Genomic DNA, 18,133 nt, shown 5'->3' on the forward strand with positions numbered 1-18,133 from the left:
GGCGGCGTTATCGTAACGCGAAGCGCAAGCCGTAATTGTCCAGCGTCCCCGGCAGCTGCGCCGGGTCCAGTCGACCTTGCGGCAGCAGCCGCAAGGTTTTCCCGTCCGCGCCCGCATCGATCAAGGCCCCCAGCATCACGCTGGTCAGCATCAGCACCAGATTGCGCGCCGGGCACGTCACCGGTCCGCTGCTGAACGGAATCAAGGGCCAATCGCGATCCTGCGCATCCCTCACCTTATCGTCCTTCAACCACAACTCGGGCGCAAACCGGTTGGCGCATGCCATGCGCCGGTCATCCCGATGGAAGAACGGCGTGAACACCAGCACCCCGGTCCCTGCCGGCATCGTGTCTCCGCTCCAGTCGGTATCGCGCGTCGTCTGGCGCAGGATCGCCGGCGTCGTCGGCCACAGGCGCAGCGATTCCAGAACGGTGGCGCGCAGGAACGGCAGATATTGCCGCGCCATCCCGGGATGGCTGCGCAGTTCTTCGCGCGCGCGCTCCGCCTGCTCCGGATGTGCCGCCAGCAGCGCCAGCGCGCGGAAGGTGGCCATGCCGGCGGCGTCGAAGGCGAACAGCCATTGCGGCACCTGCTGGTTCGGCGCCGCATCGGGCGTCCTGGGAACGCGCGCCGCCACCGCCGCCAGGCTGCCGGGTTCGGCGCGCTCGAGGTAGGCCTGGATGCGCGCGAGGAAGCGTTGGCGCATGCCGGTCTTCTTGGGACGCATGAATGCCCAGTTGGCCGCCTGGCGCAGCGCGATGATCATGTCGCTGATTTCCTGGTCGCCGGCTGCGGCGTCGCCGAAGACGATGCGCCGCACCAGGCGGGTCCAGCCGGCGTTGAAGCCATCCCAGTCGAGTGTTCCCTGGCGACGCGCGCGGTCCAGGATGTGCCCGGCCTCATCGTCGACGGCCGGCAGGAACTTGCCCACCATGTGATGGACGGCGCGTTCGTGCTCGAGCACTTCCTCGTTGAAGCGGCGCCGCTCGGCGCGCTCGCGGCCGCACGAAATCAATGCTCCTTCGGGCTCGAAATGCGACAGCGCGGCGCGCTTTTCGCTGCTGGCGGCGCTGAACGGTTCCGGCGATTCGTCCAGCACCCGGCGCACGTGTTCCGGCGCCAGCAGGACGGCCTGCTTGCGGATCGGCAGCGGCAGCATCAGCGGCCCGTCTCCATACTTGTCGCGCAGCTTCTGCATGCGGCGCACCGCGCGCGCGTCCAGCCCAAGGCGCTCGGCCAGCGCCACCATCTTGGGGCGGCGCACGATCACGCCCTTGGCAAAGGTCGGGGCCAGCACCTCCACGGCCAGGGCCGCCGTGTCGATCGCGCCGGCGGTGGCCAGGCCACCATGTCTTGCCGCGCCTGCCCTGCGGGAAGATTGGGACATCCATTTAGCTGCTGCGACACTCCCGGCCAAACCGAGCGCGCCGGCAAGCAGCAAGTTCCGATTGCGTTTGTTCATGTCAGCCACTCTCCAGATTCGTCACGAACGGGCACGGCCCGGCATGTGCCTGACAGTCCAGTTCGTCATGTAGACTTTACGACAAGAACGTCAATGGCGACGCACGACGCCTATTTCGCGCCTACTTCATGGCGCGCCACCATGCGCGCCCGGAATGCGGCTGGCGCAGGTCGACTGCCTCGCCCATCTCGGGCGTGGTCAGCCTGACGCCCTTGTCGTCGGCCAGCTGCGCGATGCGGTCGAACGGATCCTGCCAGCGATGCATCCCCAGGTCGAAGGTGCCGTTATGCACGGGGAACAGCCAGCCGGCGTTCAGGTCGAGGAAGGCTTGCATGGTTTCCTCGGGCTGCATGTGGACGTCGGGCCAGCGCTTGTCGTAGGCGCCGGTTTCCAGCAGCGCCACGTCGAACGGGCCGAACCTGGCGCCGATCTCCTTGAAGCCCTTGAAGTAGCCGGTGTCGCCGCTGAAGAACAGGCGCAGGTCGTCGTGCTGGATCACCCACGAGGCCCACAGGGTCGTGTTCGCATCGGCCAGGGTGCGGCCCGAGAAATGCTGGGCCGGCGTCGCGGTGACGCGCACGCCGCCCACTTCCGTTCCTTGCCACCAGTCGAACTGGCGCACCTTGGCCTGGTCCACGCCCCAGCCGACCAGCCGGTCGCCCACGCCCAGCGGCGTCAGGAACAGGTCCGTCTTCGCGGCCAGCGCCTTCACGGCGGCGTAATCGAGGTGGTCGTAGTGGTCGTGCGACAGGATCACGGCCTTGATGGGCGGCAGTTCGTCGATCGAGATCGGCGGCGCATGGAAGCGCGCCGGGCCGGCCCATTGCACGGGCGAGGCGCGTTCGGAAAAGACCGGATCGGTGAGATAGAACTCGCCGCCGAGCTTGATCAGCATGGTCGAGTGGCCGAGGCGGTACAGCGTGTTGTCGGGCGCGGCCAGCAATGCCGCTTGGCTCAGGCTGCGCACCGGCACCGCCTGCTCGGGAATCGTGCCCTTTGGTTTGTCGAACAGGAAGATCCACCACAGCTTGGCCATCTCGCCAAAACTCATCTTGTGCATCTCGACCGGGTTACGGTATTTCCCGTCGTGGAATTGCGGCGAGGCCGGCGCGGTGGCGGTGCTGGCGATGGAGGTGCAGGAAGCCATGATAGCGAGTGCTCCAAGAAAGAGAGTGCCGAGAAGTAGGCGCATGGTGTCGATGGATAGTCATAAAGTACACTACACAGTGTAGTATCGAAATTTGAGAAAGTAAACTACTGAGTGTAGAATTCGCGTATGCACACGCCGACCCGCCTGACCGACCGAAAACGCAGCGCCATCCTGGCTGCCGCTGCCGAGCAGTTTCGCGTCCACGGTTACGAAGCCGCGAGCATGGACGCCATCGCGGCGCTTGCGGAAGTCTCGAAGCGCACCGTCTACAACCACTTCGCCAGCAAGGAAGAGCTGTTCGCCGAAACGGTGATGCAGATGTTCGAAAGCAGCGCCGGCGAGCTCGAACTGGGCTACCGTCCCGAGCGCAGCCTGCGCGCGCAGCTGGTCGAATTGATGGCGCTGAAGATGCGCACCCTGGCCGATCCGGAATTCATCGCGCTGGCGCGGGTGGCGATCGGCGAGGCGATCCACGCGCCCGAGCGCACGCTGCCCATCCTGGCGCGCCTGGGCGAGCGCGAAGAAGGCGTCACGGCCTGGATCCGCGCGGCCCAGGCCGACGGCAAGCTCAAGGCGGGCGACCCGTCGTTCGCCGCCACGCTGCTGCAGGGCCAGATCAAGACTTTCGCCTTCTGGCCGCAGATCGCGATGGGCGCCGCGCCGCTCGCGCCGCCAGAACAGGAGCGCGTCATCGACGCCGCGGTGTCGATGTTCCTGTCGTATTTCGCGGCCGGCTAGAAACCGATCACGAAGCGGGCGCCCTGGCCCACCGATTTCGCATAGCGCACCGTGCCGCCGTTGGCATGGACCAGGTGGCGCACCATCGCCAGCCCGATCCCCCCGCCCTGCTTCTTCGTCGTATAGAACGGCGTGAAGATGTGGGGGACCGAGGCCTCGGGAATGCCCGCGCCATCGTCCACGACCTCGATGCGCAGGCGGCTGCCGCGCACCAGGCGCGCCTCGACCCGGGCCTGCCCACCGGCCCGGGTGGCCTCGAAGGCGTTCTTGAGCAGGTTGATCAGCGCCTGCTCCAGCTGGCCCGGATCCACCATCAACTCCAGCGAGGCCGGTTGGACCGCGAACGTCACGTCCCCGCCGCGCGCGCGCCAGCCTGGTCCCACCAGCGCATCGACCCGATCGAACAAGGCGGCCAGCGCCACCCGCTCGGGCCGCGCTGCCGGCAGGTTCGACAGGCTGCGGTAGCTGGCGACGAAATCGACCAGGCTGTCGGCGCGGCGGTTGATCGCATCCAGCGCCGTCTTCAGGTCGGCGCCGACGTCCGGCGGCAGGCCGGCCGCGGATCCGTCCAATGCGTCGTCCAGCAGGTCGCGCGCGGTGCGCGACAGCGAAGCGATCGGCGTCAGCGAATTCATGATCTCGTGGGTCAGCACGTGCACCAGCTGGCGCCACGACTTGAGGGCTTCGGCCTCCAGCTCGCTCTCCACCGGCATCAGCGCGGCGAGGCGCTGCGGCGCGCCGTGCAGGGTCAGCATCGAGACCGCCGCCAGCGCCCGCTCGACGCCGCGCTCGGACTCGAATTCGACCAGCCGCCGCTGTCCCGCCTGCGTGGCCAGCTGGCGATACAGCGCGCCGGCGTCGAGCGCGCGACCCGGCGCGACCAGCTTGCGCGCGCTGGCGTTGAGCGGGGCCACGCTGTCGGCGGCGTCGATGGAGAACAAGGCGATCGGCGCATGCTCGAGCCGCGCCTCGAAGGCCAGCGCGCTGTCGAGCAGCGCGCGCTGATCGATGCCGGCCTCCGGCACGACGGGCGGCGCCGGGCGCGCCCGGGCCAGCCGCTCCACGCACCACCACAGCAACGCCAGCAGCGGCAAGGCCGCCAGCGCGCACGTCACCTGCAGGCGCGGCGAATCGCGCAGCACGCCCGCGCCGAACGCCAGCGCCAGCATGCCGGCCAGGGCAATCCAGAGGCCGGCCCTAGATCCCATGCTTGCCCAGCTTGCGGTACAGCGCGGCGCGGCTCAGGCCCAGCAGGCGCGCTGCCAGGCTGATGTTGCCCCTGGCCTGCTCCATGGCGGCCGCGATGGTCTCGCGCTCCAGCGCGCCGAGCTTGAATTCTTCCCCTGCCGGCGCGGACGCCGCTACCGGCGGCGGTGGCGGCGGCGCCAGGCCGAAATCGTCGACATGGTAGTCGGGACGGTTGCCGAGGATGACCGCGCGTTCGCAGGCGTGGCGCAGCGCCCGCACATTGCCCGGCCAGTCCCAGGCGCACAAGCGCTCGAGCGCGCCCGGCGCCAGCTCGCGCACCGGCCGGCCATACTGGCTTTCGTACAGCGACAGGTAGTGGTGCAGCAGCGCCGGGATATCGCCCCGCCGTTCGCGCAGCGGCGGCACGCGGATCACGATCGTGTTCAACCGGAACAGCAGGTCGGTGCGGAACACCGCCGCATCGAACAGGCTCGCCTCGTCGAGATTGGTGGCGCTGACGATGCGCACGTCGACCGGCTCGGCGCGGTCGGCGCCGACCGGCGTCACCTGGCGCCGCTCCAGCGCCGTCAGCAGCTTGGCCTGGGCGCCCAGCGGCATGTTGCCGACCTCGTCGAGAAACAGCGTGCCGCCGTGGGCGGCCTGGAAACGGCCCGCGCGGTCGGACCTGGCGTCGGTGAAGGCGCCGCGCCGGTGGCCGAACATCTCGCTCTCGAAGGTCGCCTCCGGCAAGGCGCCCATGTCGACCGCCAGGAAGGCGCCGTGCGCGCGGCTGGACGCCGCGTGGATGGCGCGCGCCACCAGTTCCTTGCCGACGCCGTTCTCGCCCAGCACCATCACGTTGGCCATGGTCGGCGCCACGCTGGCGATCATCGCCTTGACGCCCTGCATGGCCGGCGAATCGCCCATCAGGGCGGCGTCGACGCCGGCGCCCCTGGCGCCGCGGCGCGCCAGCGCGGCGTCGACCGCCGCCAGCAGGCGCGCATTGTCCCAGGGCTTGGTGATGAAGTCGCCGGCGCCGCGCTTGAGCGCTTCCACCGCCAGCGGCACGTCGGCATAGGCGGTCAGGACGATCACGGCCGGCGCGGCGGCCATGGCGCGCAGGCGGTCAAGCACCGCCAGGCCCTCGGCGCCGTCGATGCGGCCCGGCGTGAAGTTCAGGTCGAGCAGGACCACGTCCGGCACGCCGGCCTCCAGCACGGACGCGAGCCGCGCCGGATCGCCGAGCGTCGCCACCGCGCCGTGGCGCCGCCGCAGCAGCATCTGCGCGGCGCAGGCGACGTCGGGGTCGTCGTCGAGGATCAGGATGCGCGCGGCGGATTGGCTCATGGAGGTGCGGGAAAACAGGTCAGCAGGCATTCTAGCAGCGCGCAATGGCGCCGTGCGGCCGTCCCCGCGCACCTGTCCGCAAGCGCACACCCCACCTGTCCGGAACCGGACAGGTGGGCGCGAAAAAATCTCCAGCGGCCCGCAAAAGCGCCTGGCACGGCGCTTGCAAACGATGCCGGCATGGACCAGATACCCCCACCCGCCGTCACCGGCGCCGCCATGGACATGCAGTTGCCGCCACGGCGCGGCCGCCGCGCCATGCGCCTCGCGCTGTCGTTCGCCGTTCTCGCCGCCGGCGCCCTGCTGCTGTGGCAGTGGCTGCCGCGCGGCCTCGCGGTCGAGACGCGCGACCTGCGCATCGCCACGGTCGAAGCCGGCACCTTCCGCGACGAGATCGTCGTGCGTGCGCTGGCCGAGCCGCTCAATTCGGTCATGCTCGACGCGGTCGAATCGGGCCGCGTCGAGGAAGTGTTCGCCCGCGACGGGCAGATGGTGAAGAAAGGCGAGCTGCTGTTTCGCCTGTCGAACCCGCAGCGCAACCTGGAACTGCTGGCGCGCCAGGCGGAACACGCGCAGCAGATCTCGAACCTGGCCAACCTGCAGGTGGCGCAGGAAGCGGTGCGCACCGACCACCAGCGGCGCCTGAACGACCTCGCCTTCGCGCTCGACCAGGCCGACAAGCAGCATGCCCGCAACCTGCGGCTGGCGCGCGCCGGCTTCATCTCGGCGGTGGCGCTGGAGGAATCGGGCGACAGGCTGGCGCGGGCGCGCCGCGCGCTGGACGAGGAAGGACGCGGCATGGCGCGCGAACAGGACGTGCGCGGGCGCGCGCTGGCGCAGATGGACCAGGCGATCCGCGGCCTGGCCTCGGGCCTCGACCTGGTGGCGGCCACGGTCGATGCGCTGGCGGTGCGCGCGCCGAGCGACGGCGTGCTGACCGACTTCCGGCTGCTGGTCGGCCAGGCCGTGCGCCAGGACCAGGCCATCGGCCGCATCGACGATCCGAACCGCTTCAGGCTCAGCGCCCAGGTCGACGAGTTCTACCTGAACCGGGTCACGCCCGGCCGCGAAGGGCGCGTCATCCAGGACGGCAAGACCCATGCGCTGCGGGTCAGCACCGTCTACCCCCAGATCAAGGAAGGCCGCTTCAGCGTCGAACTGGTGTTTACCGGGCGCCAGCCGGAGGTGATCAGCCCCGGGCAAGGCATGGACGTGCAACTCACGCTCGGCCAGTCGGCCCGGGCCCTGCTGCTGCCGAACGGCGCCTTCGCCAACGACGGCGGCGGCGCCTGGGTCTTCGCGCTGGCCGCCGGCGCCAGCCACGCCGAGCGGCGCGCGGTGAAGCTGGGACGGCGCAACAACACCCAGGTCGAGGTGCTGCATGGCCTGGCCGCGGGCGACCGGATCATCGTGTCCGGTTATGCGGGCTTCGGCGAGGCCAGGCTGCTGCGGCTCACCGATTGAACCAGGTTTATCATCGATATCTCAACAGGAAACTCCTTATGCTCAAACTTTCAGGCGTCAGCAAGATCCACGTGGCCGGCGAAGTCCGGACCACGGCCCTCGACCGCATCGACCTCGAGATCGGCGCCGGCGAATACGTCGCCATCACCGGCCCTTCCGGCTGCGGCAAGTCGACCCTGCTCGGGGTGCTCGGCCTGCTCGACGTGCCGACCTCGGGCGCCTTCCTGTTCGACGGCCATGACGTCAGCGGCTGGAGCGAGGCGCGCCTGAACGGGCTGCGGCGCGGCATGGTCGGCTTCATCTTCCAGAGCTTCAACCTGATCGAGGAATTGAGCGTGTTCGAGAACGTCGAACTGGCGCTCGAATACACCGGCGTGCCGGGCGCCGAGCGCCGGCGCCGCGTGCAGGCCATGCTGGAACGCCTGGGCGTGGCCCACCGCAGCAAGCACCGGCCGTCGCAGCTCTCGGGCGGCCAGCAGCAGCGGGTGGCGATCGCGCGCGCGCTGGTGGCCGGGCCGGCCGTGCTGCTGGCCGACGAACCGACCGGCAATCTCGACACCGCCCACGGCGACGAGGTGATGCGCCTGCTGCGCACCATCAATGCCGAGGGCACGACGGTGGTGATGGTCACCCACTCGCCCGCGCATGCGGCCCAGGCCTCGCGCACGGTGCGCCTGCTCGACGGGCGCATCGTGGTCGACGCGCTGCAGGCGGCGTGAGGAGACCGATATGCTGCTGCGCGACTTTCGTATCGGCTGGCGACTGCTGGCCAAGGACCGCTCGTATTCGGCGGTCGTGATCCTCGGGCTGGCGACCGGCATCGCCGCCTGCTTCCTGCTGCTTGGCCTGGTGCGCCACGCGTTCTCGTACGACCGCCACGTGCCGCAGCATGAACAGGTATTCCGGCTGCTGCAACGCTGGAACCTGGAGCTGCTTGGGACCAAATGGGATCCCATGGCGAGCCTGCCCGCGCGCGACGCCGCGCTGGCCAGCGGCCAGCCGGTGCTCGCCACGGCCTTCGTGTCGCGCCCCCTGGATGCGCGGGTCGGCAACCAGGTCAAGGCTTTCAGGCTGACCCTGGTCGATCCGGCCTTCCAGCAGATCTTCTCGCCAAGGGTGCTAGCCGGCGACCTGCAGGCCGCGCTCGCCAGGCCCGGGGCGCTGGCGCTGAGCCGCGCCACGGCGCTCAAGCTGTTCGGCCGCATCGACGCGATCGGCGCCACGCTGCAGGGAGACGGCGCCACCTATACCGTGGCGGCGGTGCTGGAAGACCAGCCCGCGGCCACGACGACGCCGTACGAGGCGCTGGCCGGCTTCGACGGGCCCTTCCTTCCCGCCGAAGTGCGCCGCGAACTGGAGACTTCATGGGGCTTCAGCGGCGGCGCCGTCTATGTGAAACTGCTGGACGGCGCCGATCCGGAGCGCGTGCTCGACAACATCCGGCGCCAGCTGCGCGAGTCGTCCCTGGTGCGGCGCAATTTCGCCGAACAGGTGGCGGCCCTGGGCGGGCGCGACCTGATCGACTACCGGCTCGACCCGCTCGCGGATGCCTACCTGGCGCCCGACGTGGATGGCGCGATGATCGAGCACGGCAACCGCCAGGGCATGCTGGGCCTGGCCGTGGTGGCCGGCCTGATCCTGCTGCTGGCGGCGACCAATTACGTCAACCTGGCCACCGTGCGCACGCTCGCGCGCCAGCGCGAGATCGCGATGCGCAAGGTGCTGGGCGCGTCGGCGCCGGCGGTGGCGCGCCAGTTCCTGGCCGAGTCGGTGTTGATCTGCCTGCTCGCCACCCTGCTCGGGCTGTTGCTGGCCTGGCTGCTGCTGCCGGCGTTTTCCGACCTGGTGCAGCGCGAGTTCGATGCCATGTTCAGCCCTGTCGCGCTGGCCGCCACGCTGGCGCTCGGGCTGCTGCTCGGCCTGGCCGCGGGCGCGTACCCGACCTGGTCGGCGCTGCGCGTGCGCCCCGGCGCCGCGCTGGCCGGACGCGGCGCCAGCGAGACCGCGCGCGGCCTGTGGCTGCGGCGCGCGCTGACCGTCGTGCAGCTGGCGACCGCCATGGGTTTGACGGCCACGACGCTGGCGGTGAGCTGGCAGACGCGGCATGCCAGCGCGCTCGATCCCGGTTTCGACATGGCGCCGCTATTGATGTTCCCGGCCATTAACGATGCGCGCGACGCGCGCATCCGGGCCCTGCGCGACGAAATCGCGCGCCTGCCCGACGTGGCCGGCGTGGCCCTGTCGCATATGCCGTTCAGCGTCGGGCACAACATCACCAGCCTGCGGCGCGAGGGCGGCGCGGTGATCGACCTGCAAAACTATGCCGTCAGCCCGGAATTCTTCGACGTGTTCGGCGTCAAGCCGCTGGCGGGACGCCTGTTCGATGCGGCGCTCGACCGGCCGAAGCAGCCCGACCGGGTCGTGATCAATGCCAGCGCCGCGCGCCGGCTGGGCTTCGCCAGCCCGCACGACGCGATCGGCAAGACGCTTCTCAGGCCCGGGGCAGGCCGGGACGCGCTGCGCATCGTCGGCGTCGCCCCCGACATCCGCCACCGCTCGGCGCGCGACGAGCAGCCGCCGGCCGCCTACGTCCTGAACGACCGGGTCGGCATGTTCACCGTGCGCACCCGCCTCGACCCCGACGCCACCGCGCGCGCCATCGAGGCGCTGTGGCCGCGCCACTTCCCGAACGAGACCCTGGGCGTCATGCGCATGCAGAAGGTGGCCACGGACCTGTTCTACGCCGACGACCTGCGCCTGTCGCAATTGCTGGCCGCGTCGAGCGCCATCGCCAGCGCCATCGCGGCCTTCGGCATCTATGTGCTCGCCGCCTACAGCGTCCAGCGGAGGGAAAAGGAAATCGTGCTGCGCAAGCTGTACGGCGCCAGCCGCGGCGCCATCGGCCGGCTGGTGGCGCGCGACATCGGCCTGCTGGTCGGCGCCGGCGCCCTGCTCGGCTTGCCGCTGGCCTGGCTGGCGATCCAGCATTACCTGGGCGGCTTCGCTACCCGGGCGCCGATCGGCGGCTGGACGCTGGCGCTGGGACTCCTGCTGGCCTGCGTGGTCGCCCTTGGGGCGACCGTGCGCCACGCGCTGGCGGCGATGCGCCTGCGGCCGGCGCAGGCGCTGCGCGAATAGCGTCTTACTTTACCGGCGTGTCGAGGCGCACGCTATCTTGCTGCGTGGGCGACGCGGCGTTACGCTGCACCCAATAGTCGGCGTTCTTGATGCCGAGCGCAACCGGATCGAAGACCGGGTCCTTGCCGGCTTTCTTCTGCGCTTCGTAGTCGCGCAGGCACTTGAAAGCGACGTTGCGCAGCAGGACGATCGCCACGATGTTCAACCAGGCCATCAGGCCTACGCCCATGTCGCCCAGCGCCCAGGCGACATCGGCGGTCTTGACAGCGCCGTAGACGGTTGCGGCCACGATCGCGATCTTGAGCGCGAAATTCAGCCATGGATGGCGCGCATGGCGGTCCATGTAGGCGATATTGGTCTCGGCGATATAGTAATAGGCGACGATCGTGGTGAAGGCGAAGAACAGTAGCGCGATCGCCACGAACAGCGCGCCGAAGCCCGGCATCACGTTCTCGAGCGCGGTCTGCACGTAGCCGGGGCCGGCCGCCACGCCCTGCACGCCGACGAACATCTGAGTGCCGTCCGGCGCCTCGACGTTGTACTGGCCGGTAATCAGGAGCATGAAGGCGGTGGCCGAGCACACGAACAGGGTGTCGATGTAGACCGAGAAACCCTGCACCAGGCCCTGCTTGGCCGGATGGCTGACTTCGGCGGCGGATGAAGCGTGCGGGCCGGTGCCCTGGCCTGCCTCGTTCGAGTACACGCCGCGCTTGACGCCCCACATGATGGCCATGCCGATGATGGCGCCAAAGCCGGCGTCAAGGCCGAAGGCGGAGCTGACGATCAGCGAGATTACTGCCGGCAACTGTTCAATGTGCAGGAACACGATGACGCAGGCAACCACGATATAGCCCAGCGCCATGAAAGGCACCACCAGCTCGGCGAAGGTCGCGATGCGCTTGACGCCGCCGAAGATGATGAAGGCCAGCGCAATGGCCAGGACGGCGGCGGTGACGTTCGGATCGATGCCGACGGCCGTCTTCAGCCCCTCGGCGATCGAGTTGGCCTGTACGCCGGGCAGCAGCAAGCCGGTGGCGAACACCGTCGCGATCGCGAAGGTCCACGCATACCATTTGATGCCCAGGCCCTTTTCGATATAGAAGGCGGGACCGCCGCGGTACTGCTTGCCGATCTGCTCCTTGTAGACCTGGCCCAGCGTCGACTCGACGAAGGCCGAGCTGGCGCCCAGGAAGGCTACCACCCACATCCAGAACACCGCGCCTGGACCGCCGAAGGTGATGGCGGTGGCCACGCCGGCGATATTGCCGGTGCCGACCCGGCCGGCGAGCGTCATCGTCAGTGCCTGGAAAGAGGACACGCCCTGCTCTGAGCTTTTGCCTTCAAGCATCAGACGGGTCATCTCCCGCACATAACGCACCTGCAGGAATCGTGACCGGAGCGAGAAATACAGCCCCACGCCCAGGCACAGCGCGATCAGCGCAGGGCTCCAGATGATGCCATTGATGGCGGTTACCAGATCGTTCATGCAAAGTCCTTGTCGCGTGGGAGAGGTTGAAGATTTACCTTTGGTAAAGATGCCACAAGATACATTAATTAGAGGGAAATTTGCATCGAAAAAAAATAGATTGGCCTCGCAATCGGGCGCCGTTTCATGAGAAATGGCATCTAATAAATACATGATACGATCTGCCCATGGACCGACGAAGCGACTACAAGACCTCCCTGCGCATCGACGCCGTGATTCACGAGGCGTCCACCGACCAGCGCACCAGCGCCGCGCGCCAGCTCGCCGAGCTCGGCGTGCCGCTGGAAGTGACGATGCGGGTGCTGACCCGCCCGGCCGAGCGGCGCCACCAAGTCACGCCGGAAGACGTGCGCAACGCGCCGTAGTTTTGGAGGGAATCCTCTGATTTCAGGCCGTCCAGTCTCCAGGCGACTTTGCTACACTCTGCCGTACCAACAACAATACTGGAGACCTACCATGCGCCACCTGATGCACGCCGGCGTGATCGCCGCCGCCATGCTCGCCCTGCCCACCGCCGCCCTCGCGCAGAGCGTCTCGCCGGTCGGCACCTGGAAAACCATCGATGACGAAACCGGCAAGCCGAAGGCGCTGGTGCGCATCACCGAGGAAGGCGGCGTCCTGACCGGCAAGATCGAGAAACTGTTCCGCCCGGCGGACCAGGACCAGAATCCCAAGTGCGTCAAGTGCAGCGACGCGCGCAAGGACCAGCCGATCATCGGCATGACGATCCTTTCGGGCCTCAAGAAGGAAGGCAACGAATATACCGGCGGCCAGATCCTCGATCCGTCCAACGGCAAGACGTACAAGAGCAAGGCCAGCCTGGCCGACAACGGCAGCAAGCTCGAAGTGCGCGGCTACGTCGGCGCCCCGATGTTCGGCCGCACCCAGACCTGGCAGCGCGAACAATAAACCTCAATGCGGCCCGGCGACGGGCCGTTTTCCTTTCTGATGACCCTGAATCAAGCGTATATCTTCCTCGGCTTTGCCATCGTCGCCGAAGTGATCGGCACCACCGCCCTCAAGGCCTCCGACAGTTTTACCCGTCCTCTACCGAGCCTGATCACGGTCGGCTGCTACGCCCTGTCGTTCTACCTGCTCACCTTCAGCCTGCGCGTGCTGCCTACCGGCATCGCCTATGCGATCTGGTCCGGTGTCGGCATCGTGCTCATCTCCCTGGTCAGCTGGTTGTATTTCCGGCAAAGCCTGGACCTGGCGGCGATCGCCGGCCTGGCCCTGATCATCGCCGGGGTGCTGGTGATCAACCTGTTTTCGAAGAGCGTCGGGCACTAGCGCACGCCTGGTTCACGCGCCAGGCAATGTCGGCTATGCTGACGTCAAGATCGTGTCAACCTCGCGTCAACCGCGACGTGTTGCCGGACGTTACTTCCTGCCCACCTTCGAGGCGCCATGAAACCAACTTCCGTAGCACGTGCCGCACGACCCGTCTTCCGCGGACGGGCCATGCGCGTGATTCGCCTGCTCAGCCTGGCTGGCGGCGTGTTCGGCATCCTGTTGCCGGCCGCCTTGCTGGCCTCGACCGCGCACGGCATCCCGGACTGGATCGAGCCGTATATCGTGCTGGTCGGCGTGGCGCTCGGCTCGGGCGGCTTTTTCCTGGTCGCGATGGCCGGCCACCGCATGAACCGCGACGCCATGCTGCGCTCGTTCGCCGCCCTGCTCCTGATGATGCCCTTCGGCGCCAGCGGCATCGTGATCTGGCATGCCAGCAATATGCTGATGGTCTGGCTGTGCACCTTTTTGCTGATGCTGACGATCCTGCTGTACCTCAGCTTCATCTATCCGCTGACCCATGTGCCGCAGCAGCCGATCGTGCCCAGGACGCCTTCCCGGCGCGCACCCAAGCCTATGCAATGGGTCCCGCTACGGCGCAACGGCCAGCGCGAACGCCGCTTCACGCAGCCATCATAGCCAGCCGTCATAGCCAACCCGCATCGCGCGCCATCCGGTACGCTTCCACGCGATTTCCAGCGCCCAGCTTGCTGATCGCCTCCGACAGATAGTTGCGCACCGTCCCCTCCGACAGGTGGACCTGGCGCGCGATCTCGACGCTGGAGCGCCCTTCTCCCGCCAGGCGCAGCACTTGCCGTTCGCGCTCGGTCAGCGGGTCGCCGCCGCCGTTCCAGCTTTCCAAAGCCAGCTCGGGCGCGATCGCGCGCCCGCCGCCATGCACGACGCGGATGGCGTCGGCCAGCGCCTCGACCGGCGCATCCTTGAGCAGGTAGCCGCGCACGCCCGCCTCCATCGCGCGCCGCAGGTAGCCGCTGCGGGCGAAGGTCGTCACCACCACCACGCGGCACGCCAGCTTTCTCGACGACAGCGCCTGCGCCAGTTCGATGCCGGTCATGTGCGGCATCTCGATATCGGTCAGCACGATGTCGGGAACGAGGCGCTCGCACAGGGCCAGCGCCTCGCGGCCATCGAGCGCGCCGGCCACCACCTCGATGTCCGGCTCCAGCCGCAGCAGCGCGCTCAGGGCCCCCAGCACCAGCTTCTGGTCTTCGGCGATCAGGACGCGGATCATGCCGGCACCTGCAGCTCGAGCGCCAGGCCGTCGCCGGCCGCCAGTTTCAAGCGCCCGCCGAGCGCCGCCACCCGCTCCTGCATGCCGGCCAGCCCGTTGCCATGCCTTAACTCATCGGTATCGCGCAGGCGGCCGTCGTCGTGCACGCGCAGCACGGCGTGGCCGGCTTCGCGGCTCAGCGACAGCGTGCAGCGCGACGCCCGGGCGTGGCGCACGATGTTCGTCACCGCCTCGCGCACCGCCAGCGCCAGCACGTGCTCGGCGGCCGGGGCCAGCTCGATGCGCTCGACCCGTTCGTCGAGCGCCACGTCGGCCGCCTGCAGGCTGGCGCGGGCGCTGGCCAGGGCCTGGGCCAGGCCGCTCTCGCGGTAGCCGGTGACGGCCGTGCGCACCTCGGCCAGGGCGGTGCGCGCGCTGGCTTCGATGTCGGCGATTTCGCGCGCGCAGGCGGCGTCGTCGCGGCCGGCCAGCTTGCCCGCCAGTTCGGCCTTGAGGGCGATCAGCGACAGCGAATGGCCGAGCAGGTCGTGCAGGTCGCGCGAGATGCGTTCGCGCTCGGCGATGCGCGCCATGTGCTCGACTTCTTCCTGCTTGCGCATCAGGCGGGCGCGCGAGTCGCGCAGGCGCTGGTCCATCAGGGTCGACAGGCCCACCGGCAGGCCGACCAGCAGCAGCGGCAACAGGAACACCAGCTGCATCCGGCCCTCGACCAGGAACGACGCCGCCGTCCCGCCTGCGAGCACCGCCAGCATGCCGCCGACGGCGTGGCCGGGCCGCGGGATGCGGGCGCACATGGCGCAGGCAAAGATGAAGAAGCAGGCGGCGCCCGGATTCCAGTGCGCCCACGCTGCGCCGAGCAGGCAGCCGGCCGCCACGCAGGCGTGGACCTGCCAGCCGCGTGCCCAGAAGCTGAAGCAGTACAGCGCGACGAAGACCGGCAGCGTCAGCGCCAGCAGGGCCGCCTCCAGCGCGCCGGGCGCCACATAGGCGAACTTCCAGAACAGGTAGCCGAGCGACAGCAGCCACAGGTATTGCAGCCTGCCGTATTCGGGCGGGATCCAGGGCCGTGCCAGCGCTTTCCTGAGGGTCGTCATCATGGTGGGCTCCGTCGTTCTCATTGTTCCAGCAGGCGCACGTCGGCGAGTTCGAAGCGGTAGTCGCCCGGTTGCGGTCCGGCACTGAATGCTAGCATGGCGACGGCGGCCGGATCGATGCCGGCGAAGGCCGACAAGGGCACGCTCACTTCTTCCCATTCCCCCTTGGCCACGAAGGGCACCATGGCTGGCCGCGGGCTGCCGGCGCCCATCAACATCACCTGATAGGTCTTGCCGTCGCCGCGCACCTTGAAGCGCAGGATCTTCGCCGCGCTCAGGTCGGCCGGCTGCATCGGCTGGGCGCCGGGCATGAAGGCCACGCTGGACCAGGCGAACGGCAGGCCCGGCGCGACCGTGGCGCGCACCGCCAGCGGCACCTGCCCGTCGGGCAGCGGCGGCAGCACGTCGAGCTTGACGGTCGACTTGCCGCCCGCGAACTGGTCGGTCGACGGCAGCCAGCCGCTGCCGAATGGGCTGCCCAGGCGGCTGGCGCTGAAGTCGCTGATGCGGCCATCCGGCGGCAGCGCCTGGCGGGTGGCGCCGCCGCTTTCCTGCGCCACCCGCTGGCGTCGCGCATCGCGCAGGGGGTTGGCGCTCTGGCCATCCTTCCACACCTCGACGATGTGGCGCGTGGCCCGGACGTCGGCCGCGGGATTGCCCTCGACCAGCAGCAGGTCGGCCTTGCAGCCCCTGGCGATGCAGCCGCGCCGGCCCAGCCTGAAGGCCGCGGCCGGCGCGCTGGTGGCGGCGGCCAGCGCCTCGGCCGGACTCAGGCCGGCCTCGACCAGCGCCGCCAGTTCGCGGTGCATGCTGACGCCATACAGGGTGCCGGCGTTGCCCGCATCGGTCCCGGCCAGGACCGGCACGCCGGCCTTGCGCAATGCGGCAGTGACGGCTTTCGGCGCCGCCAGCGCCTGCGGCCGCGCCTGCGCGCCGTAGCGCGCCTTGAGCGTGGCGGCGCCTTCGCGGTCGACCAGCGCCGCCAGCCGGGCGTCGGCGAGCAGGTCGTCGCCGCGCACGCCGGCCATGCTTTCCAGGACCGCGAAGGTCGGGATCACGAAGGCGCCCCTGGTCCTGGCCAGCCGGGCCAGGCCGTCGACGGCCTGTCGATCGGGCGCGGCGCCCAGGAACAGGTGCACCAGGCCGTCGGCGCCGGCCTCCAGCGCGGCGCGCGCATCCTCTTCGTTGCTGACGTGGACCACGGCCAGCTTGCCGCGCAGGTGGGCGGCCTCGATCAGCGCCCTGGCGGTCGCCAGGTCGAGCGAGTTCATCCTGCTCGTACCCTGCCCGCCGGCTTCGAGCACGATCTTGATGAAGTCGGAGCCTTCGGCGATGCGCGCGTCGACGAAGTCGCGCGCCTGCTCCGGCCGGCTCAGGGTCGGGATGGGCAGGCCGTACTGGGTGCCGTGGCCGTTCGGCGCGGTGGCCAGGGTGCCGGCCGAGAACATGTCGGCCCGCCCCGCATTGCGGCCGGCCGCCATGCTGCCCTTCACCTCCTGCATCAGCGGCACGGCGGTGAACATGTCGACCTGCGTGGTGACGCCGAACAGCAGCGGCAGGTCGAGCTGCCTGAACGCGTGGGTATGGGCGTCGATCAGGCCCGGCAGCAGGGTGCGGCCGGCGCCGCCGACGATGCGGCTGCCCGCGGGCGGCGCGCCGCGGAAGTCGGCGTCGACGATGACGCCGCCCTCGAACAGCACCGAACGGCGTTCGTGCACGGCCTTGCCGTCGAAGACGCGCACGTCCTGGACCAGGGTGGCGGCGGCCAGGGTCGTGCCGGACAGGGCGACACAGGTGGCGACGAATAAAGTTTTCAGGACGGGGATGGACATGGTTTCCTCACGAGTTGGTGTGAAACCAGTATGTCGGCGCCGCCGCCGGCCCGACAGAATCGCTTGCCATCAATGCTGGCTGACAAATGTCATCCAGCTTACCCAGCCAGCACCTCCTGAAAATGTGACGCCGCAGACGCACACAAGGACACAATTACCACAATTATCATTTCCCTTGTGATATCTTGTTTTTACTGCCGAGCAGGCAGGAGGTTTTTCGTATGGCTATCCATGGGCCCGGATCGGGTCGTCTCTTCACATACAAGGATGCGCCATGATCTTTCTTCGCCTAGCCAGCCTGGTGGCCGGCGTGCTGGTGCTGATCGCACCCGCCATATTGATCCGCGTGGGCGGCATGCCCCCGGACCTGGGCCGGGCGGGGGCCGTGCTGTCGTGCGTGGTGCTGGCGTCGAGCGGATTCTTCATGATCGGCATGGCCGGGCAGCGCCTGCGCCGCTCGAGCGCATTGCGCACGCTGGCGGCGATACAGCTGGGCGTGCCGACCGTCGCCAGCGCCGCCCTGATGTGGCGCGGCGCGGCGCCGTCGGTGCTGTGGCTGGCCGGCGCCGTCATCGTGCTCACCGTTCTGCTGTACCTGACGCTGATCTATCGCCCCGTGCCTGCACTGGCGTCGCTCGTCCAGCGCCGCCGTCGGCCTTCCTCTCCCGGGTCCTGAGACCGCCGTTCAACCT

The 18,133-nt window shown here is 69.1% G+C and carries 17 protein-coding genes; 9 read left to right on the top strand and 8 right to left on the bottom strand.

Going from position 1 to position 18,133, the window contains the following annotated elements; genetic code table 11:
* Positions 1–7: 7 nt before the first annotated feature.
* Both LO55_RS03130 and LO55_RS03135 read right to left on the bottom strand, forming a co-directional pair.
* The gene (locus tag LO55_RS03130) at positions 8–1,387 is read right to left on the bottom strand and encodes a cytochrome P450 (RefSeq protein WP_071360413.1); all 1,380 of its coding nucleotides are present in this window, start codon (positions 1,385–1,387) and stop codon (positions 8–10) included.
* A gap of 196 nt (positions 1,388–1,583) precedes the next feature.
* The gene (locus LO55_RS03135; protein ID WP_218145968.1) at positions 1,584–2,609 is read right to left on the bottom strand and encodes an MBL fold metallo-hydrolase; all 1,026 of its coding nucleotides are present in this window, start codon (positions 2,607–2,609) and stop codon (positions 1,584–1,586) included.
* Between the two features lie 129 nt (positions 2,610–2,738).
* Between LO55_RS03135 and LO55_RS03140 the strand changes: the two genes are divergently transcribed.
* Complete coding sequence (locus LO55_RS03140; RefSeq protein WP_071360415.1) at positions 2,739–3,350, top strand: TetR/AcrR family transcriptional regulator; 612 nt, start codon at positions 2,739–2,741, stop codon at positions 3,348–3,350.
* Here LO55_RS03140 and LO55_RS03145 read toward each other — a convergent pair.
* Both LO55_RS03145 and LO55_RS03150 read right to left on the bottom strand, forming a co-directional pair.
* Positions 3,347–4,558: a sensor histidine kinase gene (locus LO55_RS03145; protein ID WP_071360416.1), complete on the bottom strand. Its 1,212-nt coding sequence runs from the start codon at positions 4,556–4,558 to the stop codon at positions 3,347–3,349. The two genes, LO55_RS03140 and LO55_RS03145, sit on opposite strands and share 4 nt — an antisense overlap.
* A complete protein-coding gene (locus LO55_RS03150; protein WP_071360417.1) occupies positions 4,548–5,885 on the bottom strand; it encodes a sigma-54-dependent transcriptional regulator in 1,338 nt (445 codons plus the stop codon). The genes LO55_RS03145 and LO55_RS03150 overlap by 11 nt, the downstream gene beginning before the upstream one ends.
* Positions 5,886–6,065: 180 nt before the next feature.
* Between LO55_RS03150 and LO55_RS03155 the strand changes: the two genes are divergently transcribed.
* The 3 genes from LO55_RS03155 to LO55_RS03165 are packed head-to-tail and all read left to right on the top strand — an operon-like array spanning position 6,066 to position 10,487.
* Positions 6,066–7,349 carry an efflux RND transporter periplasmic adaptor subunit gene (locus tag LO55_RS03155; RefSeq protein ID WP_083415139.1) on the top strand — a complete coding sequence of 428 codons (1,284 nt, stop codon included), beginning with the start codon at positions 6,066–6,068 and terminating at the stop codon, positions 7,347–7,349.
* 38 nt (positions 7,350–7,387) lie between these two features.
* Positions 7,388–8,068, top strand: a complete 681-nt coding sequence (locus tag LO55_RS03160; protein WP_005667949.1) for an ABC transporter ATP-binding protein — start codon at positions 7,388–7,390, stop codon at positions 8,066–8,068.
* Between the two features lie 10 nt (positions 8,069–8,078).
* On the top strand, positions 8,079–10,487 hold the full coding sequence (locus tag LO55_RS03165) for an ABC transporter permease (protein ID WP_071360419.1): 2,409 nt from the start codon (positions 8,079–8,081) through the stop codon (positions 10,485–10,487).
* Between the two features lie 4 nt (positions 10,488–10,491).
* Here LO55_RS03165 and LO55_RS03170 read toward each other — a convergent pair whose 3' ends face one another.
* Positions 10,492–11,973 carry an alanine/glycine:cation symporter family protein gene (locus LO55_RS03170; RefSeq protein WP_071360420.1) on the bottom strand — a complete coding sequence of 494 codons (1,482 nt, stop codon included), beginning with the start codon at positions 11,971–11,973 and terminating at the stop codon, positions 10,492–10,494.
* A 167-nt stretch (positions 11,974–12,140) separates the two neighbouring features.
* Between LO55_RS03170 and LO55_RS03175 the strand changes: the two genes are divergently transcribed.
* From LO55_RS03175 to LO55_RS03190, 4 genes are all read left to right on the top strand, one after another.
* Positions 12,141–12,338: a hypothetical protein gene (locus LO55_RS03175; protein ID WP_071360421.1), complete on the top strand. Its 198-nt coding sequence runs from the start codon at positions 12,141–12,143 to the stop codon at positions 12,336–12,338.
* Between the two features lie 91 nt (positions 12,339–12,429).
* Complete coding sequence (locus LO55_RS03180; protein WP_071360422.1) at positions 12,430–12,882, top strand: DUF2147 domain-containing protein; 453 nt, start codon at positions 12,430–12,432, stop codon at positions 12,880–12,882.
* Between the two features lie 39 nt (positions 12,883–12,921).
* On the top strand, positions 12,922–13,263 hold the full coding sequence (locus LO55_RS03185) for an SMR family transporter (RefSeq protein ID WP_005667942.1): 342 nt from the start codon (positions 12,922–12,924) through the stop codon (positions 13,261–13,263).
* A 171-nt stretch (positions 13,264–13,434) separates the two neighbouring features.
* Positions 13,435–13,902 carry a hypothetical protein gene (locus tag LO55_RS03190; protein ID WP_071360423.1) on the top strand — a complete coding sequence of 156 codons (468 nt, stop codon included), beginning with the start codon at positions 13,435–13,437 and terminating at the stop codon, positions 13,900–13,902.
* Positions 13,903–13,909: 7 nt separating this feature from the next.
* Here the strand turns inward: LO55_RS03190 and LO55_RS03195 are convergent, their stop codons facing one another.
* The 3 genes from LO55_RS03195 to LO55_RS03205 are packed head-to-tail and all read right to left on the bottom strand — an operon-like array spanning position 13,910 to position 17,441.
* Positions 13,910–14,515: a response regulator transcription factor gene (locus tag LO55_RS03195; RefSeq protein ID WP_071360424.1), complete on the bottom strand. Its 606-nt coding sequence runs from the start codon at positions 14,513–14,515 to the stop codon at positions 13,910–13,912.
* Positions 14,512–15,612, bottom strand: a complete 1,101-nt coding sequence (locus tag LO55_RS03200; RefSeq protein ID WP_071360425.1) for a sensor histidine kinase — start codon at positions 15,610–15,612, stop codon at positions 14,512–14,514. The genes LO55_RS03195 and LO55_RS03200 overlap by 4 nt, the downstream gene beginning before the upstream one ends.
* A gap of 17 nt (positions 15,613–15,629) precedes the next feature.
* Entirely contained in the window at positions 15,630–17,441 is a 1,812-nt protein-coding gene (locus LO55_RS03205; protein ID WP_071360426.1) for a CIA30 family protein, read from the bottom strand.
* Between the two features lie 274 nt (positions 17,442–17,715).
* Between LO55_RS03205 and LO55_RS03210 the strand changes: the two genes are divergently transcribed.
* Positions 17,716–18,117 (top strand): hypothetical protein, encoded by a 402-nt coding sequence (locus LO55_RS03210; protein ID WP_071360427.1) that lies wholly within the window; start codon positions 17,716–17,718, stop codon positions 18,115–18,117.
* Positions 18,118–18,133: the final 16 nt, after the last annotated feature.

Origin of the sequence: Massilia timonae, assembly GCF_001866515.1 — a bacterium.
GTDB classification, from domain to species: Bacteria; Pseudomonadota; Gammaproteobacteria; order Burkholderiales; family Burkholderiaceae_D; genus Telluria; species Telluria timonae.